General features: G+C 70.0%; 16 protein-coding genes and 1 tRNA gene. 7 read left to right on the top strand and 10 right to left on the bottom strand.

What is annotated here, in order from left to right; all coding sequences use genetic code 11:
* Positions 1 to 8: 8 nt before the first annotated feature.
* The 3 genes from HV824_RS03285 (at position 9) to HV824_RS03275 (ending at position 873) form a co-directional block, all read left to right on the top strand.
* A complete protein-coding gene (locus HV824_RS03285) occupies positions 9 to 434 on the top strand; it encodes a hypothetical protein (protein ID WP_176422630.1) in 426 nt (141 codons plus the stop codon).
* Positions 435 to 448: 14 nt separating this feature from the next.
* A complete protein-coding gene (locus HV824_RS03280; RefSeq protein ID WP_176415467.1) occupies positions 449 to 718 on the top strand; it encodes a hypothetical protein in 270 nt (89 codons plus the stop codon).
* A gap of 83 nt (positions 719 to 801) precedes the next feature.
* Positions 802 to 873: transfer RNA gene (locus HV824_RS03275), tRNA-Val, on the top strand.
* Between the two features lie 150 nt (positions 874 to 1023).
* Here HV824_RS03275 and HV824_RS03270 read toward each other — a convergent pair.
* Entirely contained in the window at positions 1024 to 1986 is a 963-nt protein-coding gene (locus HV824_RS03270) for a TerC family protein (RefSeq protein WP_176415468.1), read from the bottom strand.
* Between the two features lie 349 nt (positions 1987 to 2335).
* On the opposite strand from HV824_RS03270, the gene HV824_RS03265 reads away from it, so the two are divergent.
* Both HV824_RS03265 and HV824_RS03260 read left to right on the top strand, forming a co-directional pair.
* Positions 2336 to 3412: a carbohydrate-binding protein gene (locus tag HV824_RS03265; RefSeq protein ID WP_176422629.1), complete on the top strand. Its 1077-nt coding sequence runs from the start codon at positions 2336 to 2338 to the stop codon at positions 3410 to 3412.
* A 266-nt stretch (positions 3413 to 3678) separates the two neighbouring features.
* Entirely contained in the window at positions 3679 to 5280 is a 1602-nt protein-coding gene (locus HV824_RS03260) for a Rieske 2Fe-2S domain-containing protein (protein ID WP_176415470.1), read from the top strand.
* A 96-nt stretch (positions 5281 to 5376) separates the two neighbouring features.
* Here the strand turns inward: HV824_RS03260 and HV824_RS03255 are convergent, their stop codons facing one another.
* The 4 genes from HV824_RS03255 to HV824_RS03240 form a co-directional block, all read right to left on the bottom strand.
* Positions 5377 to 5946 carry a hypothetical protein gene (locus tag HV824_RS03255; RefSeq protein WP_255207721.1) on the bottom strand — a complete coding sequence of 190 codons (570 nt, stop codon included), beginning with the start codon at positions 5944 to 5946 and terminating at the stop codon, positions 5377 to 5379.
* Positions 5947 to 6110: 164 nt separating this feature from the next.
* Positions 6111 to 7250, bottom strand: coding sequence for a hypothetical protein (locus tag HV824_RS03250; protein WP_176415472.1), 1140 nt, complete (start codon positions 7248 to 7250; stop codon positions 6111 to 6113).
* A 51-nt stretch (positions 7251 to 7301) separates the two neighbouring features.
* On the bottom strand, positions 7302 to 8402 hold the full coding sequence (locus HV824_RS03245; RefSeq protein ID WP_176415473.1) for a hypothetical protein: 1101 nt from the start codon (positions 8400 to 8402) through the stop codon (positions 7302 to 7304).
* Positions 8399 to 9652, bottom strand: a complete 1254-nt coding sequence (locus HV824_RS03240) for a glycosyltransferase family 2 protein (protein ID WP_176415474.1) — start codon at positions 9650 to 9652, stop codon at positions 8399 to 8401. Before HV824_RS03240 ends, HV824_RS03245 begins: the two co-directional genes overlap by 4 nt.
* 173 nt (positions 9653 to 9825) lie before the next feature.
* On the opposite strand from HV824_RS03240, the gene HV824_RS03235 reads away from it, so the two are divergent.
* Positions 9826 to 10602, top strand: coding sequence for a 4'-phosphopantetheinyl transferase superfamily protein (locus HV824_RS03235; RefSeq protein WP_176415475.1), 777 nt, complete (start codon positions 9826 to 9828; stop codon positions 10600 to 10602).
* A 9-nt stretch (positions 10603 to 10611) separates the two neighbouring features.
* Here HV824_RS03235 and HV824_RS03230 read toward each other — a convergent pair whose 3' ends face one another.
* Positions 10612 to 11397 carry a thioesterase II family protein gene (locus HV824_RS03230; protein ID WP_217917048.1) on the bottom strand — a complete coding sequence of 262 codons (786 nt, stop codon included), beginning with the start codon at positions 11395 to 11397 and terminating at the stop codon, positions 10612 to 10614.
* A gap of 106 nt (positions 11398 to 11503) precedes the next feature.
* Here HV824_RS03230 and cysC point away from each other — a divergent pair, with 106 nt between their 5' ends.
* Positions 11504 to 12061 (top strand): adenylyl-sulfate kinase, encoded by a 558-nt coding sequence (gene cysC / locus HV824_RS03225; RefSeq protein WP_176415477.1) that lies wholly within the window; start codon positions 11504 to 11506, stop codon positions 12059 to 12061.
* Between the two features lie 52 nt (positions 12062 to 12113).
* Here cysC and HV824_RS03220 read toward each other — a convergent pair whose 3' ends face one another.
* The 4 genes from HV824_RS03220 to HV824_RS03205 form a co-directional block, all read right to left on the bottom strand.
* The gene (locus HV824_RS03220) at positions 12114 to 13703 is read right to left on the bottom strand and encodes an MBL fold metallo-hydrolase (protein ID WP_176415478.1); all 1590 of its coding nucleotides are present in this window, start codon (positions 13701 to 13703) and stop codon (positions 12114 to 12116) included.
* 98 nt (positions 13704 to 13801) lie between these two features.
* On the bottom strand, positions 13802 to 15229 hold the full coding sequence (locus tag HV824_RS03215) for a TolC family protein (protein WP_176415479.1): 1428 nt from the start codon (positions 15227 to 15229) through the stop codon (positions 13802 to 13804).
* Positions 15226 to 16560 (bottom strand): HlyD family secretion protein, encoded by a 1335-nt coding sequence (locus HV824_RS03210; RefSeq protein ID WP_176415480.1) that lies wholly within the window; start codon positions 16558 to 16560, stop codon positions 15226 to 15228. The genes HV824_RS03215 and HV824_RS03210 overlap by 4 nt, the downstream gene beginning before the upstream one ends.
* 2 nt (positions 16561 to 16562) lie before the next feature.
* Positions 16563 to 18791: a peptidase domain-containing ABC transporter gene (locus tag HV824_RS03205; protein WP_176422627.1), complete on the bottom strand. Its 2229-nt coding sequence runs from the start codon at positions 18789 to 18791 to the stop codon at positions 16563 to 16565.
* Between the last annotated feature and the right edge of the window lie 90 nt (positions 18792 to 18881).

Below are 18881 nucleotides of genomic sequence, written 5' to 3'. Positions count from 1 at the left end.
GAGTCCAGATGGCGAAGTTCCCGTCGAAGGAGTGGGTGGACGAAGCGGTCCGCCTCACCAATGAGGATCCCGAGTGCGCCATGGCCGGCAGAGGCTGGAAGGGCGACTTCGGGGCGGTGGTGGAGGCCGAGCCCGGCACGCTGGCGAAGGCTTTCGTGGTGCACGTCGTCCCCGGTGACTGCCGCATCGAAAAGGCGCGCGTCCTCGCGGATCCGGATGACCTGGAGGAGCTGGAGCCGGTGTATCTGGCGCGCGCGCCCTACAGCGTCTGGAAGCAGCTCCTCAAGGGGACGCTGGACCCGGTGGAGGCGGTGCTCAAGCGCCGCATCTCCATGAAGGGCGACCTGCAGCCGCTGATTGAGCGCATGAAGTACAAGGGCATCGCTGATCGCGTCTTCGCGCAGCTGCAGACGCAGTTCATCGACGAGCCCTGAGCGGGAGACACCTCATGGGAATCAAGGACGACCTGAAGAAGCAGGCCCTCAACGTGTCGGGCAAGGCCATGGAGAAGCTCATGGCCGACGACCGCCGCGCCATGGCCATTGCCAACGCCATTGGGAAAGCCCAGCGCGGCAAGCAGGCGCTCGACCGGGGGCAGGAGGAGCTGATGAAGGCGCTGAACTTCGCGCCTCGCAGCGAGTTCAAGAGCCTGGGCAAGCAGCTCTCCGGCCTCAAGCGCCGGCTGCGCGAACTCGATGAGAAGCTCGACGCGCTGTAGTCGAAAATGCGTTGACACCTGAGCGGGCGGATGGCATCTACACCCGCGTTCGCGGCTGGCAACACCGGCGGCGGGCAGCAGAAGGGCGTATAGCTCAGCGGTAGAGCACTGCCTTCACACGGCAGGGGTCGCAGGTTCAAACCCTGCTGCGCCCACTCAAGAAAGGCCGTGAGTCCGAATCGGGACTCACGGCCTTTCTGCTTTGCGGGCTCCGTCTCCGCCGCTGCGCCGGACGCAAGAATGCCCACCCCGCATGCTGCGCGGAGTGGGCTTCGTGAGATTGCGGCGTGAGGCCGCGGCGCGGCTCAGAGCTTGGGCACGTCAGGCACGTCGACGGCGGGCGTGTGCCGGGCCTTGATGAGCGACGCGGCGATGCTCGCGCCCAGCAGGCCGGCGATGATTACCAGGGACACCGCGGGCGGCACCTTCACGAAGTCGATGATGGCCATCTTCGTGCCCACGAAGACGAGCACCGCGGAGAGGCCCACCTTCAGGTAGCTGAACTTCTCCACCGCGCCGGCCAGCATGAAGAACATGGAGCGCAGGCCCAGGATGGCGAAGATGTTGGATGTGAAGACGATGAAGGGGTCCGTCGTCACGGCGAAGATTGCGGGGATGGAGTCGAGCGCGAAGAGGATGTCCGACGCCTCCACCAGCAGCAGCGCCATCAGCAGCGGCGTGGCCAGCTTGCGGCCGTTCTCCACGGTGAAGAAGTGGTGCCCGTCGAAGTTGGGGGTGGAGGGGATGGTCCGCCGGGCCAGCCGCATCAGCGCGCCCTCCTCCGGGTTGTCCTCCTTGTTGCGCTGGAGGAAGAGCTTCACGCCCGTGAGGATGAGGAAGCCGCCGAAGACGTAGATGAGCCAGTGGAAGCGGGCCAGCATCGCCACGCCCGCGAAGATCATGATGGCTCGCAGCACCAGCGCGCTGAGGATGCCCCAGAAGAGGACCCGGTGCTGGTACAGCGAAGGGATTCGCAGCGCCGAGAAGATGACGACGAAGACGAAGATGTTGTCGACCGAGAGCGACTTCTCGATGAGGTAGCCGGTGATGAACTGGAGGCCGGGCTCGGGCCCGAACTTCCACCAGACCCCCGCGCCGAAGACGAGCGCCAGGCTGACCCACACCGCGCTCCAGCCCAGGGCCTCCTTGAACTTCACCACGTGGGCTTTGCGGTGGAAGACGCCCAGATCGAGCGCCAGCATCGCGATGACGAAGGCGACAAAGCCGGCCCACAGGCCCGGACTGCCGACGCTTGGGAAGGTATCCATATGGTGGCGTCAGATAAGAGTCATCCGAGCCTTCCACAAATAGGAATTCCAGCCGTAATCCATCTGGAAAACCGAAGAACCCGGGCAAACTGCGGCAGTGCTCTCTCCGTGGGACAGGAGGCATACGAGCAGCCAAAAACATCCCGAATGTTTGGGAAGTGGTTTTGACGGCGATGGGTTTGGAACCGTCCCGGTTGGAAAAATCAAACACGGGGCTATGAGACCAGCCAGGCGTCACCGTCCCTGAGGGCAGCTACTCCTCCCGACGGAAGGACGCGTCGAGCGCACTCCAGGCGATAGGCGCCTGGGGGCTCGTCACCCTCATGCCTCAAGCAGTAAGGACGCTATTTTGACTCGGAATCGTTTTCTGTCCTCGACGTGTGGTGCGCTCTTCGCTCTGGCCGCCATCACGGGCTGCGGGAATGAAGCTGGCAACGAGGATTCGAACACGCCAGGGCAGACCGAGACCCCTGGTCAGTCTCCGCAGGTGCCTGCTCCCTCTCCGTCCGAGCAGCCTCCTGGACAGCAGACCCCCGGCACCCCGGCGCCTGGGGATTCTGACACGTCGCCGGATGAGCCGGTGACCACCTTGCCGCCTGACGACGAGTCCGAGCAGCCTGGTGAGCCCGAGCCGCCTGGCGAGTCGGGCGCGGACAAGTTCGGCGTGACGATGATCCACCCGTCCGTCTCCGGTGGAGAGCAGTGGTTCCTGGCCGACGACGCGATGTCCGACAGCCGCTTTGATCCGCAGGACGACCTCACGCGCAACTCGGACGGCTCCTGGAATCTCAAGAGCGACAAGGTGCGCATGAACGTCTTCACGTCCACCGGCTACAAGCCGAGTGAGATCGCCACGTATGACCGCGACGTGCTCGTCAGCCGTGGCTACATGCAGTCGCCGAATGACTGGAAGAACATCGAGATGACGGGCTTCGTGAAGCTCAACTCCGCGTCCGATGAGTCCGACAACTTCGACATGTATGCGCGTGGCGGGAAGCACAACGACGACCACGAGGGCTGCGAGGGCAGCAGCTACAAGGGCGCGCTGCACTTCGATGGCCGGGCCCGCTTCCAGAAGGAGGCGTGGCACGTCTCCTACGAGCAGGCGCCTTACGAGCAGGTGACGGAGCCGCTCACGGGCCGCTGGGTGGGCTTCAAGACGGTGATGCGGAACACGCAGGTGAACGGCAAGGAGGCCGTGCACCTGGAGATGTACCTCAACGAGAACGCGGACAAGGTCTCCTGGGAGAAGATCTACGACTTCGTGGACGCCGGTGACTGGGGCGGTGACGCCGAGCACTGTGGCGGCGCGGATGGCGCGGTTCCCCTCACGTGGGGCGGCCCCATCGCCACGTTCCGTTGGGACAGCACCGACGACGTGGACTTCAAGTGGCTGTCCGTGCGCGAAATCGCGCCGGAGCAGTGAGCCGCTGACGCCTGGCGCGCCCGCTGACCGGGGGCGCGCCTGAGCGCAAGTCCGCAGTCCCACGAGGGCGTGGGGGACCCGACGAGGTCCTCCGCGCCCTTCGTGCGTCCATGGACGGGAAGGTCCACCTCCCGGGCGGGTGGCGCGTGTGGCTTCGGCCTCCCCACCTTGCGGGCGCCGACGCGCCAGCCAGCCGCCGGCAGCCCTGTGTCGTCGGGGCTCGGCGTTCAGGCCGGCCCACTGGCTGTCAGAGAGGAAGACTTCCCATGCACATTACTTTCCTGGGCCACGCCGGGTTCATCGTGGAGACGGCGGGGGCCATTGTCGTCATGGACCCGTGGCTGTCGTCCCGCGGGGCATTCGACTCGGCGTGGATGCAGCTGCCATGCAACCACCACCTGGCGCCGCTCGTGCGGGAGAAGCTGGAGACGCCCGGCAAGGAGCGCTTCCTCTACGTCAGCCACGAACACAAGGACCACTTCGACCCGGAGTTCCTGGCCACCCTCCGGCAGCGGGACTTCACGGTGCTGGTGCCGCGCTTCCACCGCTCCGAGCTGCAGGACGTGTTCACCAGGTATGGCTGCAAGCGGGTCATCGCCTGCGAGGACGGCCACGAGGTCCCCATCAAGGGCGGCTACGTGAAGCTGTTCGTGTCGGAGCAGGGGACCAACCGCGACTCCGCGGTGATGGTGCGTGGTGATGGGCAGTGCTTCCTCAACCTCAACGACTGCAAGCTCCATGACCGGATGGGGCGCATCGCCGCGGAGGAGGGGCCCATCGACGTGTTCTCCGCGCAGTTCTCCGGGGCCATCTGGCACCCCACCTGCTACGAGTACCCGACGGAGACGTACGCGGCCATCGCGCTGAAGAAGCGGGAGAGCAAGTTCGAGGCGGTGGCGCGCACGCTCGAGGTGCTTCATCCGCGGGCGTACATCGCGGCGGCCGGGCCCGCGGCCTTCCTGGACCCGGCGCAGTTCCACCTCAACTTCGAGAAGGTGAACATCTTCCCGAACGCGACGCAGCTCTTCGCCTTCCTGCGGCAGCGCCTGCCCCAGGGGAAGACGCGCTACCTGGAGCCGATGCCCGGGGACGTGCTGGACGCGAAGTCGCTGGCGTTCGTCTCGCAGGTGGCCGAGCGGGTGACGCCGGAGAACATGAAGGCGTACCTGCACGACTACGCGAAGCGGCAGGAGTCCGTGTTCCGCGAGCGGCGGCGCAACCTGCTCGTCGCGGAGGTGGCGGAGATTCACGAGCGGCTGCGCGTGGAGCTGCAGCGCAAGCTGGACCTCCTGGACCTGCACGAGCGCGTGGGCATGCCGCTCTACGTGGAGCTGACGGAGCTCCCGGAGCAGCTCTTGCGCGTGGACTTCAAGGCGCGCCGTGTCCACGTGGTGGCGAACATCCAGGAAGAGGTCCGCTACACGCTGAAGACGAGCGCGGCCGACGTGGGGCGCGTGTTGGACCGCAAGCTCACGTGGGAGGACTTCCTGCTGTCGTTCCGCCTGCGCCTGAGCCGCAACCCGGACGTATACGAGCCGGTGCTGCACGGCTTCCTGGGGGTGGAGATCGAGGACATGCGCGAGTTCTGCGAGGGCATCCGCTCCACCGAGTCGCAGCGGGAGCGCACGGTGGTGGAGGCCGGTGGGCGGCGCTTCTCCATCCAGCGCTTCTGCCCCCACCAGGGCGCCGACCTGTCCGAGGGCTGGGTGGAGGAGGGGCGCTACCTGGTGTGCCCTCGCCACCGCTGGCAGTTCGACCTGGAGGCCGGGGGCGTGTGCACACAGAACACGTCCTCGCTCTGCGCGGAGCTGCTGCCCGAGCGTGAGCAGGAGAAGCCCCAGGCGCCGGACCCGCGGCCCCAGCTGTAATGCCACGTTCCCTGGGCGCCGCGCGGTCGACGTGGCGCTCATGGGAGGCCGTGCGCCGTGCCTGCGCGCTCGCGGCCGTGGTGGTGTTCGCGTGCTTCAAGGCTGCTGCGTGGAGAGCTGAAGGCTCAGCCGAACGTTGTCCGAGCGCAGGCCCACCGGTGCCTCCGGTGCGAGCGCCTCCTCGGGCACCTCGCCCATCCACGCGAGCGCGTCGTCCGCCCAGACGCGGAGGACCTTGCCGTCGAGCTGGGCCCGCAGCGTGTGGAGCTCGCCTGGCGCGGGCGCTTCCAGCCGGACGTGCTGCGCGGGGCGCAGGATGGCGTAGCCCCGGTTTCCGCACTCGCGGCTGGTGTGCTGTCCCGGGTTGCGCTTGAAGTTGACGACGATGCCCGGCTTGGGCGCCAGCCGCCACATCGCGTAGAGCACGTTGCACGCGTCCACCGCGAAGAGCTTGAGGCCCACCTGCTGACGTTGTTCTCCCGAGGCCAGGGCCACCTGGCGCTCGGAGGGGCCCAGGAGGGTGAAGCGCAGCGCCACGTTGCGTGTCGTGCTTCCATGTACGACCGCGCGCATGCGGGGCCCCTCGACGAGGAGCTGCTCGCCGGGCCCGGGCGCCAGGCTTCCTTCAGTGACTGTCAGCCGGGACAACGGGACGCGCGTCAGCATGTGCCTGCCTTTCTTCCGGGAAGCCCCAGGGGGGCGTGGCTCCTCCCGTTCTTTCGGCGCGAGCCGTGGCGCCACCCCGCCATCCCATCCCCCCTCCGCCGGACCGGCTCCGGCGCCCAGCAGCGCGCCCAGGACGCCGCAGCCCACGAGCAGCCGACGCGGTGTCACGGCGACCGGGCACCCAGGAAGGACTGCAGCGATTCCACGTGCGCGCGCAGATAGGCCTGCTCGGCGCGCAGGCGGACGAGCTCCATCATCAGGTAGCCGCGGAAGCGGCGAATCTCCCGCGTCTGGAGCGCGTCCAGCGATTGGAGCTGTGCCTCCAGGTCCGACACCAGGGTGCTCAATTCGCGCAGGCGGCCCTCTTCGGTGCGGTGGACGGCGCGCAGTTCGGCGACCAGCTCGTTGACCCGCTGGGGAACGCCCGACACGTCGTCAAGCGTCGCGCGGCGGCGGCCCTCCCGCGCGCGCGCGTTGGCCGAGCCCTGCCACAGGTGGCCCAGGTTGAAGGACAGCGTGAGCTGCCCGAAGAGGGGCAGGTCCTGGTCGGCGTCGATGAGCTCGTCGTACCCGCCGCGCAAGCTGACGCGCCAGGCGCGCGAGCGGCGCAGCGCGCCGTTATACGACTCGAGCTGGTCATCCGCGGCGCGCAGCTCGTTCAGCACGCTCTCCAGCCGCTGACCTTGTTGAAATCGAGGCCGCGCCGCCAGCCGCTGGCGAGCGACCTGCGTGCTGGTGGCGAGCTGTCGCAGCCCATCCAGCCGGACCTGCACCGCGTTCAGCTCCTCCAGCGTCACCTGGCCCTGCTTCATGTCGTTGCGCAGTGACGTGAGCAGCGCCTCGGCGTTGGGCAGCGCCTCCTCCAGCACGCGAGCCCGAGCCTCCAGCGCGGCCTGTTCCCCCAGGCCGGTGCCCTGGCGGATGGCGGCCTCCAGCACCACCATCGCGCGCTGCCGGCGGCAGTCCGCCTCCGCGCGCTTGTGGAGGGCGCGGCCGCGGTAGAGGCCGACGAAGTCGTACATCAAACCCGCTGTGATTCGCGGGGTGGGCTCACCCAGCGGCGTGGTACCGGTGCCACCGGTGGCTTCGCCCGCGTTGACCACGCCGAAGGCCCCGAACACCTCGGGCGCCAGCTCGAGCGCGGCCTCCGCGCTGCCCACGCCGCGCACGAAGTCGCAGTAACCGGCGGCCCGGTCCTCGCTGGACGGCGACGTGAGTTCCCCCGCGGGAGGAGGCGCCGGCTGGGCCAGCGCCAGCCGCGCGGCGATTGAAAGCAAGGCGCCACAAGTGACGGTCATCCGCATGGTCGAGTGTCTCCGGCTCCGAGGCCGTCTCCAGGCAAAGGGTGTTTGGGCTCACAGCAGCAGCGGCGGCCGGCCCAGGTGGAGCAGGTCTTCCCGGGCGGAGGGCGCGTTCGTCAGTTGGACCTCCACCATGACGCCGCGGAGCATGTACTGGCGGATGGGGTGCTTGAGGGACACCTCGCCCTCGAGCACGCGCCCGATGACGCCCACCTCGTGGCACCAGAAGACCTTGGCCGCGCACGCGTACAGCGGTGTGCCCTGCTCGGCGTTCGGGATGTTCTCGTACGGGACGAAGGCGACCGTGAGGTCCTTCTCGATGGCCTTGAGGTATGGCGACGCACGCAGCGACGCGATCAGCGTGTCGTAGCGCAGGGCCACCTCGTCCAGGGCGGCCAGGTCCGTCTGGAGGCTCTTCAGCGTCGCCTCCGCGCGGGCCTGCTCCAGGACGGAGTGCGTGTACTCGCGCTCCAGCAGCAGCACGTCGGACGTCATGCCTTGCGGCGTCTCGTCCTTGCCCATGCCGGACTGCACCGCCGAGAGGCCGGCGATCTCCCGCTGGAGCGAATCCAGCCGTGTCTCCAAATCCACCGTGGACTGCGCCAGCGACAGGTTGCTCTGCGCCAACTGCGCCAGGTGGTGGTTGATGGTGAGCTTCTCCTCCTGCTCCAGCAGGCGGGCGTTGTACAGCGCGTCGGCGCGCGTTCGCGCCAGGCCGGCGTAGGCGCGGTTGGACTGCAGGATCTCCGCCCGGGCGCTGCTGTATTCACGGCGCAGGGACGACAGGCGCCGCGCCACCCGGTCCCTGGCGTCGCGCTCGCCGCGCAGGGCGACGAGGAAGCGCTGCTGGAACGCGCGCTCCGCGCCGATGGTGCGCTCGGCATCGGAGATGCGGTTCTCCACCGATCGCCGGTCCGACAACACGTGGTCGCGCGCGGACGTCTGCGCGGCCACCTGGGTGTTGAGCGTGAGGATCTGTGGGTCCGTCGGCGAGATGACCGTGGGCGTCACCCAGCTGCGGCTCACCAGGAAGAAGCCCTGGACGGACAGGAAGGACACCAGCCCGAGCATGATGAGCGTGAGCAGCAGGGAACCGATGAACTTGTAGGCCGAGACGGCGATGCTGTTGACGCGATTGGCGACGCGTTGGTTCATGGCGTGGTGCCTTCACCAGCATGGGTGGGAGGAAAGCGGCCCCCGGAGTCGAGCGGTGACGTCTCGGGAGCGGCGTTGGCGCTGCCCCGTGTCTCCCAGCTCCCAGAGTCCAGCGTCAGCAGGGCCAGCGGTGTGAAGAGCGCGTACGTCACCGGCATCAGCATCGCCATGGGCAGGAAGCTGGCGCCGTGGACCCGGCGGTCCGCGGGAAGGTGCCGCGTTTCGATTCGATAGATGACCCCCAGCAGTCCGATGACCAGGAAGTGGAAGGCGAGGATGTCCCAGAACTCGCCGGTCAGGACGTTGTGCACGATGACCAGCGGGTAGGAGAGGAGCAGCGCGAGCTGCGACACGTAGTGGACCGTCACCACCGGATGGAGCCGCCAGGCGTGGGACAGGCCGCCCAGCAGGTCCACCAGGTTGGAGCGGCGCCACCGGAGCTGCTGGGAGAAGTACCCGGCCAGCGTCGACGGCGCGGCGGTGAAGCAGAAGGCATCCAGCGTGTAGACGGTCTCGTAGTCGTGCTTGACGATCTGCCGCGTGAGGAACCGGTCCTCGCCGTACTTGATGGGGATGCCCGCGATGGCGCGCGCCTCCAGGATGGGCTCCAGCTCCAGCAGCACGTGGCGGCGGTACGCGGTGAGGCAGCCCGACAGGCACATCACCTGGCGGAAGCTGCGCTCCAGGTCCTTGAGCCACTCCTGGGCGAAGTGGAACTTGATTTCAATCATCCGCGTCATCCAGTTCTGATGACGGTTCGTCACGTAGGTGCGGCCGCCCACCGCGGCGATGCGCGGGCTGGCGAAGCGGCGCACGAGCTGGCGGACTGCGGCCTTGTCGACGATGACGTCCGAGTCCACCGACACGATGATCTCCGCGTCCGTGGCGGCCTTCACCGCGCGGTTGATGCCCTTGCGCTTGCCCATGTTCTCCGGGTTGCGCATGACGATGACGTTGGGATTTCCCTCCGCCGCCTTCAGGGCCCAGGCGTAGCTGTCATCCTTGGAGCAGTCATCCACCACCACGATTTGCAGCAGGTGGCTGGGATAGTCCTGCTCCAGGAGACTGCGGACGCCGTGGTAGATGCCTTCGCCTTCGTTGAACAGCGGGATGACGATGGCGACTCGCGGCAGGTAGGTGTCGTCGACCCGGTCGAACTGCCGCCCCTTCAGGCGCCGTAGCAATGGCCCGAGGACATAGCGGTTCATCAGAACCACCATGAAAAGTAACTGAATTGGAAAGAGCTCCATCCGTCCCTGCCCCCCATCACGCCACCACCGCGAATCCCAACACGAGCGAGCGAAAGGTTGGCGGGGACAACGGTGTGTGCAAACTGCCTCGAGGGTCAGCGACAGTGGCCAGCAGTGGCCATGCCACGCGGAAGCACGCAGGAACCAGCATGGGGCGGTGATAGAAAGGAGGCATGCCGACCGACTTCCAGCCCCTCGCGCTGCGTCCGGATGAGGTCCATGTATGGATTGTCGAGCCCGAGCGCATCGACGACCGGCGCCTCCTGGACGCCTACTGGGCGCTACTGGACGCGAAGGAGCGCGACAAGCAGCAGCGCTTCCGCTTCGAGCGGCACCAGCGCCAGTACCTGGTGAGCCATGCGCTGGTGCGGCTGACGCTGTCGCGCTACGCGCCGGTGGCGCCAGAGGCCTGGGCCTTTGACACCAACACGTACGGCCGGCCGACGGTGCGGGGTGCGTGGGGCCCGAAGCTGCGCTTCAACCTGTCCCATACGGACGGCATGGCGCTGGTGGCGGTGGGCTGGGACGCGGAGCTGGGCGCGGACGTGGAGGACGCGCAGCGGCAGGGGGAGACGGTGGAGATCGCGGACCACTACTTCGCCGCCTCGGAAGTGGCGGCGCTGAAGGCCCTGCCGCCGGAGCGGCACCGGGAGCGCTTCTTCGAGTACTGGACGCTGAAGGAGTCCTACATCAAGGCCCGCGGCGCGGGGCTGTCCCTGCCGCTGGACCAGTTCGCCTTCCACCTGGAGCCCGGACAGGCGCCGCGCATCTCCTTCGACCCGCGGATGCAGGACGTGCCGGAGGCGTGGCAGTTCGTCCAGCTGCGCCCGTCCGAACGGCACCAGGCGGCGGTGGCGGTGAACCGGCCCCGTGGGCAGCCGCTGACGGTGCGCTGGCAGTTCACCGTGCCGCTGGCCGGGGACACGCCGCCCCGGTTCCAGGCGGCGTAGCCGGCGGGTTCAGGGCGCGTGGCCCATCCACCGGTTCAGGTCCTCGCTGACGTGCGCGAGGAGGGCGTCCCGCTGCGACTTGATGAAGAAGTGGCCGCCGGGGAAGAGGCGGACGCGGACGTCCTCGCTCCGCGTCTCGTCGCGCCAGCGCTCCAGGTTCGCGGTGGGCACGTGCTTGTCCTCGGGCGAGCCGACGACGGAGAGGGGGACCTCCAGCTTCGCGGGCTGGGGGCCGTCCTCCGTGAAGGCGATGCCGAAGTCGGCGCGCAGCATGGGCAGCACCAGCTCCAGCAGCTCGCGGTGCTGGAAGATCTCCTCGGGCGTGCCGTCGTAGCGCCGCAGCTGCGCGATGAACTCCGGTTCGGGCAGGTGGTGGATGGGCTCGCGGGCGTTGACGGACGGCGGCCCGGCGGCCCCCAGGAACAGGCCCACGGGGCGCGGGCCGTTGCGGGCCTGGAGGCGCCGCGCGAGCTCCAGGGAGATGCGCGCGCCCATGCTGTAGCCGAAGAAGGCGAAGGGCCGGTCCAGCAGCGGCGCGATGGCGGGCAGCAGCGCGTCCACCAGGGTGGGCAGGCTGCCAATGGGCTTCTCCGACAGGCGGCGCTCGCGCCCGGGGAGCTGGACGGGGCACAGCTCCACACCCGCCGGCAGGCCCTGGCTCCACTGGTTGTAGATGGCCACGCTGCCACCGGCGTACGGCAGGCAGAACAGCCGCAGCCGCGGGGCCGTCAACGGCTTGCGAGTGGGGAACCAGCGGTCGGGGGCGTGAGGGCTCGAGTTGGACGCGCTTTGCATGACGTGAAGCCTCTGTCGCATGGCCACGGAAAACGGGTCAAGTCCCGGAGGCCGCGTGGCGTGTTAGCGTTTCGGGGACGCGCAGGGGCGTCGTTCTGGAGTCACCTTGGGGCGTTCGGCGGGCTTCATACTCTGGCTGACGGGTCTGTCAGGCGCGGGCAAGAGCACCTTGTCCCGCGCCCTGCATGCGCACCTGGCCCCGTCCATGCCCGTGGAGGTGCTGGACGGTGATGAGGTGCGCACCTGGCTGTCCCGCGGCCTGGGCTTCACCCGCGAGGACCGCGAGGAGAACGCGCGCCGCATCGGTCATGTGGCCCGGCTGCTCGCGAAGCACGGGGTGGGCGTCATCGCCGCGGCCATCTCGCCCTACGCGGGCTCGCGCGCCGAGGTGCGCCGGTTGGCCGAGGAGGCGGACCTCCCCTTCGTGGAGATCTTTGTCCAGGCGCCACTGGACGTGCTCATCGCCCGGGACGTGAAGGGGCTCTACAAGAAGGCCCTGGCCGGCGAGCTGGCGCACTTCACCGGCGTGTCGGACCCCTATGAGGCCCCCGACGCGCCCGACGTCACCGTGCGCTCGGATGTGGACACCGTGGAGGTGGGCCTGCGGCGCGTGCTGGAGACGCTGCGACAGCGGGGCCTGCTCGACGCCGCCGCGGCGGCGTGAGGCGAGGCCCGAAGGTGGCGGGAGGGCCGCGCACCTCGGGAAGGCCACGGACTCAAGCGAGGATGCGCTCCATCTTCACGTAGGGGCGCTCGGCCTGGATGCCGTGGGTGCGGCAGTGCTCCAGGAACTTGTTCGACTCCACGATCTGCGGGGCCTTGTCGTCGTAGACGAGGATCATCACGTGGCGCAGCCATGGCTCCTGGCCCATGGCGTAGACGTAGACCTCCTTGGGCGACAGGGAGTTGGTGATTTCGATGGCGCGCGCGCTGTCGGAGCCGTTGAGCCGGCGGGCCTGGTCCATCTTCCGGGGCAGGGGATTGCACAGCAGCGGGCCGTACATCCAGCTCATCGGGCCGCCCTCGCACTCCATGCCGAGGAACAGCACGTCGATGGTGCCGACGATGTCGCGCAGGTGCTGGTACATGCGCGGCTCGATGGCGTTGGAGTCCGCGGCCATCAACATGGACTTGCCGCCCAGGCGCACCAGGTGCGCCGTCTTGGCCTGGATGGCCAGGTCGCTGTGCTCGCCCAGGAAGGGCAGGCCGGTGATGGAGCCTCCCGGCACGGGAATCTCCTGGAGGTCGTCAATCTCCACCACGTTCTTGAAGCCGTTGTGGTGGAGCATCAGCCGCAGCGACGGGTCCGCCAGCGAGTTGCCGTTGTTGCGCGGGACGATGATGCAGCCCACCCGGTGCCGCAGCTGGATGAGCGTCTCCATCATCAAGTGGTCGGCGTGGCCGTGCGTGAGGACCACGTAGTCGATGCGCTCGGGCAAATCCGAGTGGGTGAAGCGGGGGAGGTCCGTGGGGAACTCGTAGCTGATGACGGGGTCGGTGAGGATGCTGACGTCCTTCGTCTCCAGCAGCACGCAGGCGTGGCCGAAGTAGCGCACGCGCACGCCTTCACCGGTGTAGCGCTCCGTGCGGCGGGGCTCGACGTCGGTGAAGAGCGCGGCGAAGGCGTCCGCTGCGGAGGCGGGCACGCCGAGCATCTCCGCCACCTGACCGGGCGAGCCCGGCGTGTGGCGCATGCGGAAGAGGGCGTCCAGGCCCTCGTGCTTGTAGGGGACGCGCAGCCACAGGGGCGTGTCCTCCTCCAGGCGGGGCGTGCTGAAGATGTAGGGCCGCCAGTCGCCGTCCACCTGCATGAGCGTCACGCTCTGCGAGGACTCCTTGTGGAAGGGGCTGCGGTACAGGAGCGGCTCGATGTACCGCGCGCTGGCGCGGTTGCTCAAATCGTACGTCAGCTCCACGTAGCCGCGGAGGATGTCGGGCACCTTGGCGTAGAGGCCCTCCAGGGAGCCGCCGTTGTTGGGCGCCATGAGCTGCTCCAGCTCCGCCACCGCCTTGGTGTACGCGAGCATGTTGGCCTGCTCCTTCTGCGTCCGCTCCAGGAGCTCCTTCACGCGCGGGGCCTTCGCCGCCGGGTGGTTGATGAACGGGCCGCCCATCAACATCGGGTTCTTCAGGGCCGCCACGTGCACGTCCGGGTTCGCCACGAAGGACTGCATCAGCTTCTGGTGCAGGTTCGTCACGAACAGCGGAGCCGTCGCCGGGGACAGCAGGTACCACCACGCGTACCACTGGTTGTACAGCGGCTCGATGGCGACGTTCGGCTTGAGGTACATGGGGCGGTCCAGCATGGCGGTCTCCTCCGAGCGAGGTCCGGAAAACGTCGGGAACTTGGCAAACTTGGAGCCCGTAGATACACGGATTCGCGGGGTGATGCACGGGGGCCCCTTCAGCGCACCGCCACCGGGAGGGCGGCGGCGGCCCGCAGGCTGGCCACGGCCTTGTGGTAGTCGGTGAGGGCGTCCACCTCGCGCACGGCGGCCTCGGCGGACGTCTGCTCGCGCAGGTTGACGAAGAGGAGCGTGCTCTCGCCCAGCTCGAAGCGGGTGCGCTCGGACCGCTCGATTTCGCGAGCAAGCGTCAGCTCCCGCCGCGCCACGGTGACGCGCTCCCGAGCTGCCTCCAAGGCGGAGAGCGCGTCGCGGACCTCCACCCGTGCCCGGTCCTTCTGCAGGCGCAGCTGGGCCTCCAGCCGGGCCAGCCCCGCCTCCACCTGCAAGGCGCGGCCGGTGGCGCCCCGGTTGAAGGTGGGGATGTCCAGCAGGAGCCCCACCTCCAGCTCCGGCTTGTCTCTCTTCAGGCTGCCCGCGCCCAGGTCCTTCGCGGCCGCCACGCTCACGTCCACGGCAGGGGCGCGCTGGTTGCGGGCCAACTGGTGCTCCACGCGCTGCTGCTGGCGCGACAGCTCCAGCCGCTGCACGTCCGGCCGGCGCTCCAGCACGTCCTCCAACGCCAGCGGGCCCACCGCCTCCTCCGCGGCCACGGGGATGGGGAAGCCCGGCGGCAGCCACGCCGGCCGCGGCAGCACGGGCTGGCCCTCCGCGTCGCGCAGGAAGAGGGACAGCTCCATGGCGCTCTGCTGGAGCAGCCGCTCGGCGGCCACCACCTGGCCGTCGCGCTGAACCAGCGCCCGCTGGTTGTCCACCTGCTCGAAGGCGGCCAGGTCGCCGCTCTGCACACGCTCGATGAGCTGGGCGTCCCGGGCCTGCGCCATACGCCGCAGCTCCGTGGCGACGGCATACCGGCGGCCGGCGGCCACCCACTCCCAGTAGCGCCACGTCGCGACGCGAGCCGACTCCAGCCGCGCTTGCTCCACGGCCTGAGTGGCGGCGTTCGTGCCCAGCTCGGCGCGGGCCACGGCGGCACGCCGCCGGTCGATGGGGCCGTTGCGCCACAGCGGCACGCTGACGCCCGCGCGCACCTCGCCCAGCGCGTTCGTCTGGTACTGCTCCGCGTAGGTCGGGAACTGGCCGCTGCCCAGTCGCCAGCCGGCGAAGAGGTTGGCGCCCCACAGGGCCGTGGGCTGCTCCACCACGCCCTCCACGCGGGTGTACGGGTAGCCACCCAGCGGTGTGCTCGCCACCCGGCCCCGCAGGACCGGGTCGAACCCGCCCTGGGCCGCCAGCAGCTCCGCCCCTGCCGCCTCCACGTCCCGGCGAGCGGCTTCGATGACGGGGTAGTGGCGCTCCACCGACTCCAGCACCGCCTCCAGGGACAGCGTGTCGCTCCCGCCCTCCACGCGCGCCTGTTCCGACGCCCGCCCCGGCGCGGTCAGCAGGCTCGCCAGGAGCACGGCGCGCAGACTCACCCACGTCATCCCTTGTCCTCCTTCTTCTGCGCATGTGCCGGCTCCGCGCTGTCCACCACTGGCGGGAAGCCGTTGAAGCGGCGCCACAGCTCGAAGCCCACCGTCACCTCGTTGAGGAACACCCAGCCGTTGACGCGGACGCCCTGGCGCAGGTACGCCGCAGAGGGCCACGCGTCGCTCGCCTCGTCCGGTACCACGAGGATGCGGAACTTCCCCTTGCCGTCGTCGGTGGAGTCGATGAGCGCCACCTTGCCGCCGAAGGTGCCCACCGCCACGGACGGCCAGCCGCTGAACTGCACCGCGGGCCACCCCTCGAACTGGAGCCGCACGCGCCGGTCGTCCGCCAGCAGCGGCACGTCGTTGCCCTCCATCCACAGCTCCACCGCGCGCGACTCGGTGTCCGGCACCAGCACCACCAGCGGGTCTCCCGCCTTGAGCATCTCCCCGCCCAGGCCGCCCACCAGCCGCAACACGGTGGCGTCCATGGGGGCGCGTACCTCCTGGGTGCGCTGGCGCGCCAGGCGCACGTCCATGCGGGCCAGCTCCACCTGGGCGGACGCGACCTCGGACAGGGCCGACGCGCGCGAGGCCCGCGCGTCCGCCACGGAGGCGCCCACGTCGTTGCCCACCCGGCCCTGGTCGGCGCGCAGCGCGGCCTCCTCGCTGCGCGCGGCGCTCAGCGCCACCCGGGCCCGGTCCACCTCGGTGCCGGCGCGCACCGCCTCCAGCTCCGCCAGCTCCAGGGCGCGGGTGGCGGTGAGGCCGCCTTCCGCCAGCCGCTTCTGGCGCTCCAGGTTGAGGCTCGAGGTGCGGTGCGCCGCCTCCGTCGCCTCCAGCGCGCGCTGCGCCGCCAGCGTGCGGTCCCTGGCCATGGCCACCCGCGCCTCCGCCGCGGACGTGGCCAGGGTGCGCGAACCGGAGAGCTGCTCCGCGCGCGCCGCCAGCGCCTCCGCGCGCGCCCGCGCCGCCTCCAGCCGCTGCAGCAGCGCCGCGTGCTCCAGCTCCAGCCGCGACAGGAGCTGCGGGTCGTTGTCGGACAGCTCCACCAGCAGGTCGCCCTTCTTCACGCGGCTGCCCTCGCGCACCTCCCAGCGCACCACGCGCCCCTCGATGGGGGCCTCCACGAACTGCTGCCGCTCCACGGGGGTGAAGGCCACCACACGGCCGTGGCCCACCGCCGTCTGCTGCCAGGGCGCGAAGGCGAGCAGCACCGCGGCGCCCACCAGCGCCAGCAGCACGCGCGTGAGGACATGGGCGGCCCGGGGGGCGCGCACCAGGGTGAAGGCGGCGCGCTCGGCGCGCTCGCCCACCAGGGACTGCGTCAGGGGTGTCGTGGCCATGTTCAGCGCTCCTCCGGGCTTGAGCCCGCCATCAGCTCCGCCAGCGTGTGGCGCCGGTCGATGCGCCGCACGGCCGCGTCCTCCTCGCTGGCCAGCACCACCAGCGTCCACCGCGCCTCGGGGGCCAGCAGCGAGTCCATGACCTCCTGGCGCCCGCGCTCGCTCAGGCCTTCCAGCACTTCGTCCAGGACGATGAGCCGGGGGGCGCCCGCCAGCGCGCGTGCCACCATCAGCCGCCGCACCTGGCCGCTCGACAGCGGAGCCCCGGTGGGGCCCAGGGGCGTGTCCAGCCCGCGCGGCAGCGACAGCACGGCCTCCAGCAGCCCCACCGCCGCCAGCGCCCGCCGCGCCTCGCTCGGGCCCACCGCGGCGCGCCCCGCGCGCACGTTATCCAGCACCGAGCCCACCAGGACCTCCACGCCCCGCACCAGCGCCACCTGCGAGCGCAGCGCGGCCAGGGAGACACGCCGCGTGTCCACCCCGCCCACCGCCAGCCGGCCCCGGGTGGGCTGGCGCAGGCCGAAGAGCAGGTCCGCCAGGGTGCTCTTGCCGCCCCCGCTGGGCGCGAGGAGGGCCACCTTCTCTCCGGGCGCCAGCTCCAGCTTCAGCCCCGTCAGCGCCGCCCGCCCCCCGCCGTGCGAGAAGTGCACGCCTTCGACCCGCACCGGCAGCCCGTCCCGGTCCTCAGGCAGCGGCTCTCGGTGGGGGCCGTCCTCCTCAAGCGGCAGGTCCACCAGGTGGCCCAGCTTGTCCAGGGCGGCCTGCAAGTCATAGAAGGCCTCCACGTGCTTGCCGAACTTGACGAACGAGGTCAGCACGGTGGTGACGATGAGTTCAGCCGCCACGAGCTGGCCCAGGGTGAGCTGCCGCTGGATGACGAGCCAGCCGCCCAGGCCCAGCAGCAGCGCGCTGGCCACGACCTGCAGGCCCAGTGAGCCCACCACCTGCCGGAAGACGACGCTGAAGTGTCGGCGCCGCGCGCCCAGATAGCGGCGCGTCAGCACGTCCGCCTGCTCCTCCGCGAGCACCGCCCCGTCCCGCGAGCGGAAGGCGAGCGGGTGCCGCGCCAGCTCCTCCAGCCATGCGGCCACCGCGTACTTCGCCTTCGACTCCTCGATGGCCGTCGCCGTGCCGCGCTGGCCGAGCACCAGGATGATGAAGGCGGTGGCCGCGATGAGCACCAGGTCGAAGGCCAGCAGCACCGGGTGGTAGAAGGCCAGCACCACCATCCCAATGAGGGCCTGCAGCACGAGGCTGACGCCCTCCAGGAGGAAGATGGACAGCGTCTTCTGGAGGGTGAGCACGTCGAAGAACCGGTTGACCAGCTCCGGGCCGTAGTCGCGGTCGAACGTCTCCTGCCGCACCCGGGGGATGCGGTGCGAGGCATCCAGCGCTACGCGCGCGAACATGCGCTGCTGGATGACCTCCACGACGTGGGTGTTGAGCGCCCGCAGCGTCGCGGCGAAGGCCAGCGCCGCCATGACGAGGATGGACAGCACCACCAGCGGCTGCAGCAGGGTGCCGAACGTCACCGTGTTCACCAGCGCCTGCACGGCCACTGGCGTGGCCAACGACAGCAGGCCCGCCGCCACCGCGTAGACGAGCACCACCTTCAGGTCGTCCCGCTCCAGCCATAGCAGCGAGCGCAGCCGCTGCATGGGCGTGGGGTGGTCGCCGTGGCCGTGAGGGTCTCCGCCCCCGAGCCGCTCCAGCGGCGCGGCGGGCACCGCCACCATCCAGTCCAGCGGTTGCGCCGGAGTCTCCGCGCCCACCGCGGCGATCAGCGCGGGCCCACCCACCCAGTCCGGGAGCGCCACGCCCCGCGCGTGGACCAGCACCTGCCCGGGCCTGCGCGCGGTGACGAGGCACCAGCCCTCCGGCCCGAGCAGGGCAACCGGTAGGGGCACCTCACCCGTCATCACCTCGCGCACGGACGCGCGCCGGGCCACCGCGCGCAGGCCCACCGCCTCGCAGGCGGATGCCAGGCGCTCGGGCCAGGCCCGCGCGGCCGCCGCGCTCTCGCCGCGCGTCCACCGCTGCACGGCCTGCGCCTCCACGGTGACGCCCGCGGGCGCGCCCAGCGCCTCCAGTACCGGCAGCAGCGCCTCCAATGAGAAGCCGTCAGGCCTCGCCACGTTCGGCTCATGGGCCTGGGGCGCCGCCACCACCTCATCCCCTTCGCGCTTCCGCGGGGCGCCTGGCGCCTGGGGCTCCGTCACTGACTGAGACATGAACCGTTTCTCTCCGTCGAAAGGATTCCTGCCGGGAAGCCTCGAAAGACCTGGGGCTCTACTCCCGAACCCCCGCCGGAGCCGGGCCCG

Source organism: Myxococcus sp. AM009 (assembly GCF_013372605.1).
GTDB lineage: Bacteria > Myxococcota > Myxococcia > Myxococcales > Myxococcaceae > Myxococcus > Myxococcus vastator.
This window is presented reverse-complemented; position numbering and strand designations above follow the sequence as displayed.

What these genes read in the sequence shown, in the direction of transcription:
- HV824_RS03285 (WP_176422630.1), top strand. Translation starts at nt 9, where the DNA reads ATGGCGAAGTTCCCGTCGAAGGAGTGGGTGGACGAAGCGGTCCGCCTC.
- HV824_RS03280 (WP_176415467.1), top strand. Translation starts at nt 449, where the DNA reads ATGGGAATCAAGGACGACCTGAAGAAGCAGGCCCTCAACGTGTCGGGC.
- HV824_RS03270 (WP_176415468.1), bottom strand. Translation starts at nt 1,986, where the DNA reads ATGGATACCTTCCCAAGCGTCGGCAGTCCGGGCCTGTGGGCCGGCTTT.
- HV824_RS03260 (WP_176415470.1), top strand. Translation starts at nt 3,679, where the DNA reads ATGCACATTACTTTCCTGGGCCACGCCGGGTTCATCGTGGAGACGGCG.
- HV824_RS03255 (WP_255207721.1), bottom strand. Translation starts at nt 5,946, where the DNA reads ATGCTGACGCGCGTCCCGTTGTCCCGGCTGACAGTCACTGAAGGAAGC.
- HV824_RS03250 (WP_176415472.1), bottom strand. Translation starts at nt 7,250, where the DNA reads ATGCGGATGACCGTCACTTGTGGCGCCTTGCTTTCAATCGCCGCGCGG.
- HV824_RS03245 (WP_176415473.1), bottom strand. Translation starts at nt 8,402, where the DNA reads ATGAACCAACGCGTCGCCAATCGCGTCAACAGCATCGCCGTCTCGGCC.
- HV824_RS03240 (WP_176415474.1), bottom strand. Translation starts at nt 9,652, where the DNA reads ATGGAGCTCTTTCCAATTCAGTTACTTTTCATGGTGGTTCTGATGAAC.
- HV824_RS03235 (WP_176415475.1), top strand. Translation starts at nt 9,826, where the DNA reads ATGCCGACCGACTTCCAGCCCCTCGCGCTGCGTCCGGATGAGGTCCAT.
- HV824_RS03230 (WP_217917048.1), bottom strand. Translation starts at nt 11,397, where the DNA reads ATGCAAAGCGCGTCCAACTCGAGCCCTCACGCCCCCGACCGCTGGTTC.
- HV824_RS03220 (WP_176415478.1), bottom strand. Translation starts at nt 13,703, where the DNA reads ATGCTGGACCGCCCCATGTACCTCAAGCCGAACGTCGCCATCGAGCCG.
- HV824_RS03215 (WP_176415479.1), bottom strand. Translation starts at nt 15,229, where the DNA reads ATGACGTGGGTGAGTCTGCGCGCCGTGCTCCTGGCGAGCCTGCTGACC.
- HV824_RS03210 (WP_176415480.1), bottom strand. Translation starts at nt 16,560, where the DNA reads ATGGCCACGACACCCCTGACGCAGTCCCTGGTGGGCGAGCGCGCCGAG.
- HV824_RS03205 (WP_176422627.1), bottom strand. Translation starts at nt 18,791, where the DNA reads ATGTCTCAGTCAGTGACGGAGCCCCAGGCGCCAGGCGCCCCGCGGAAG.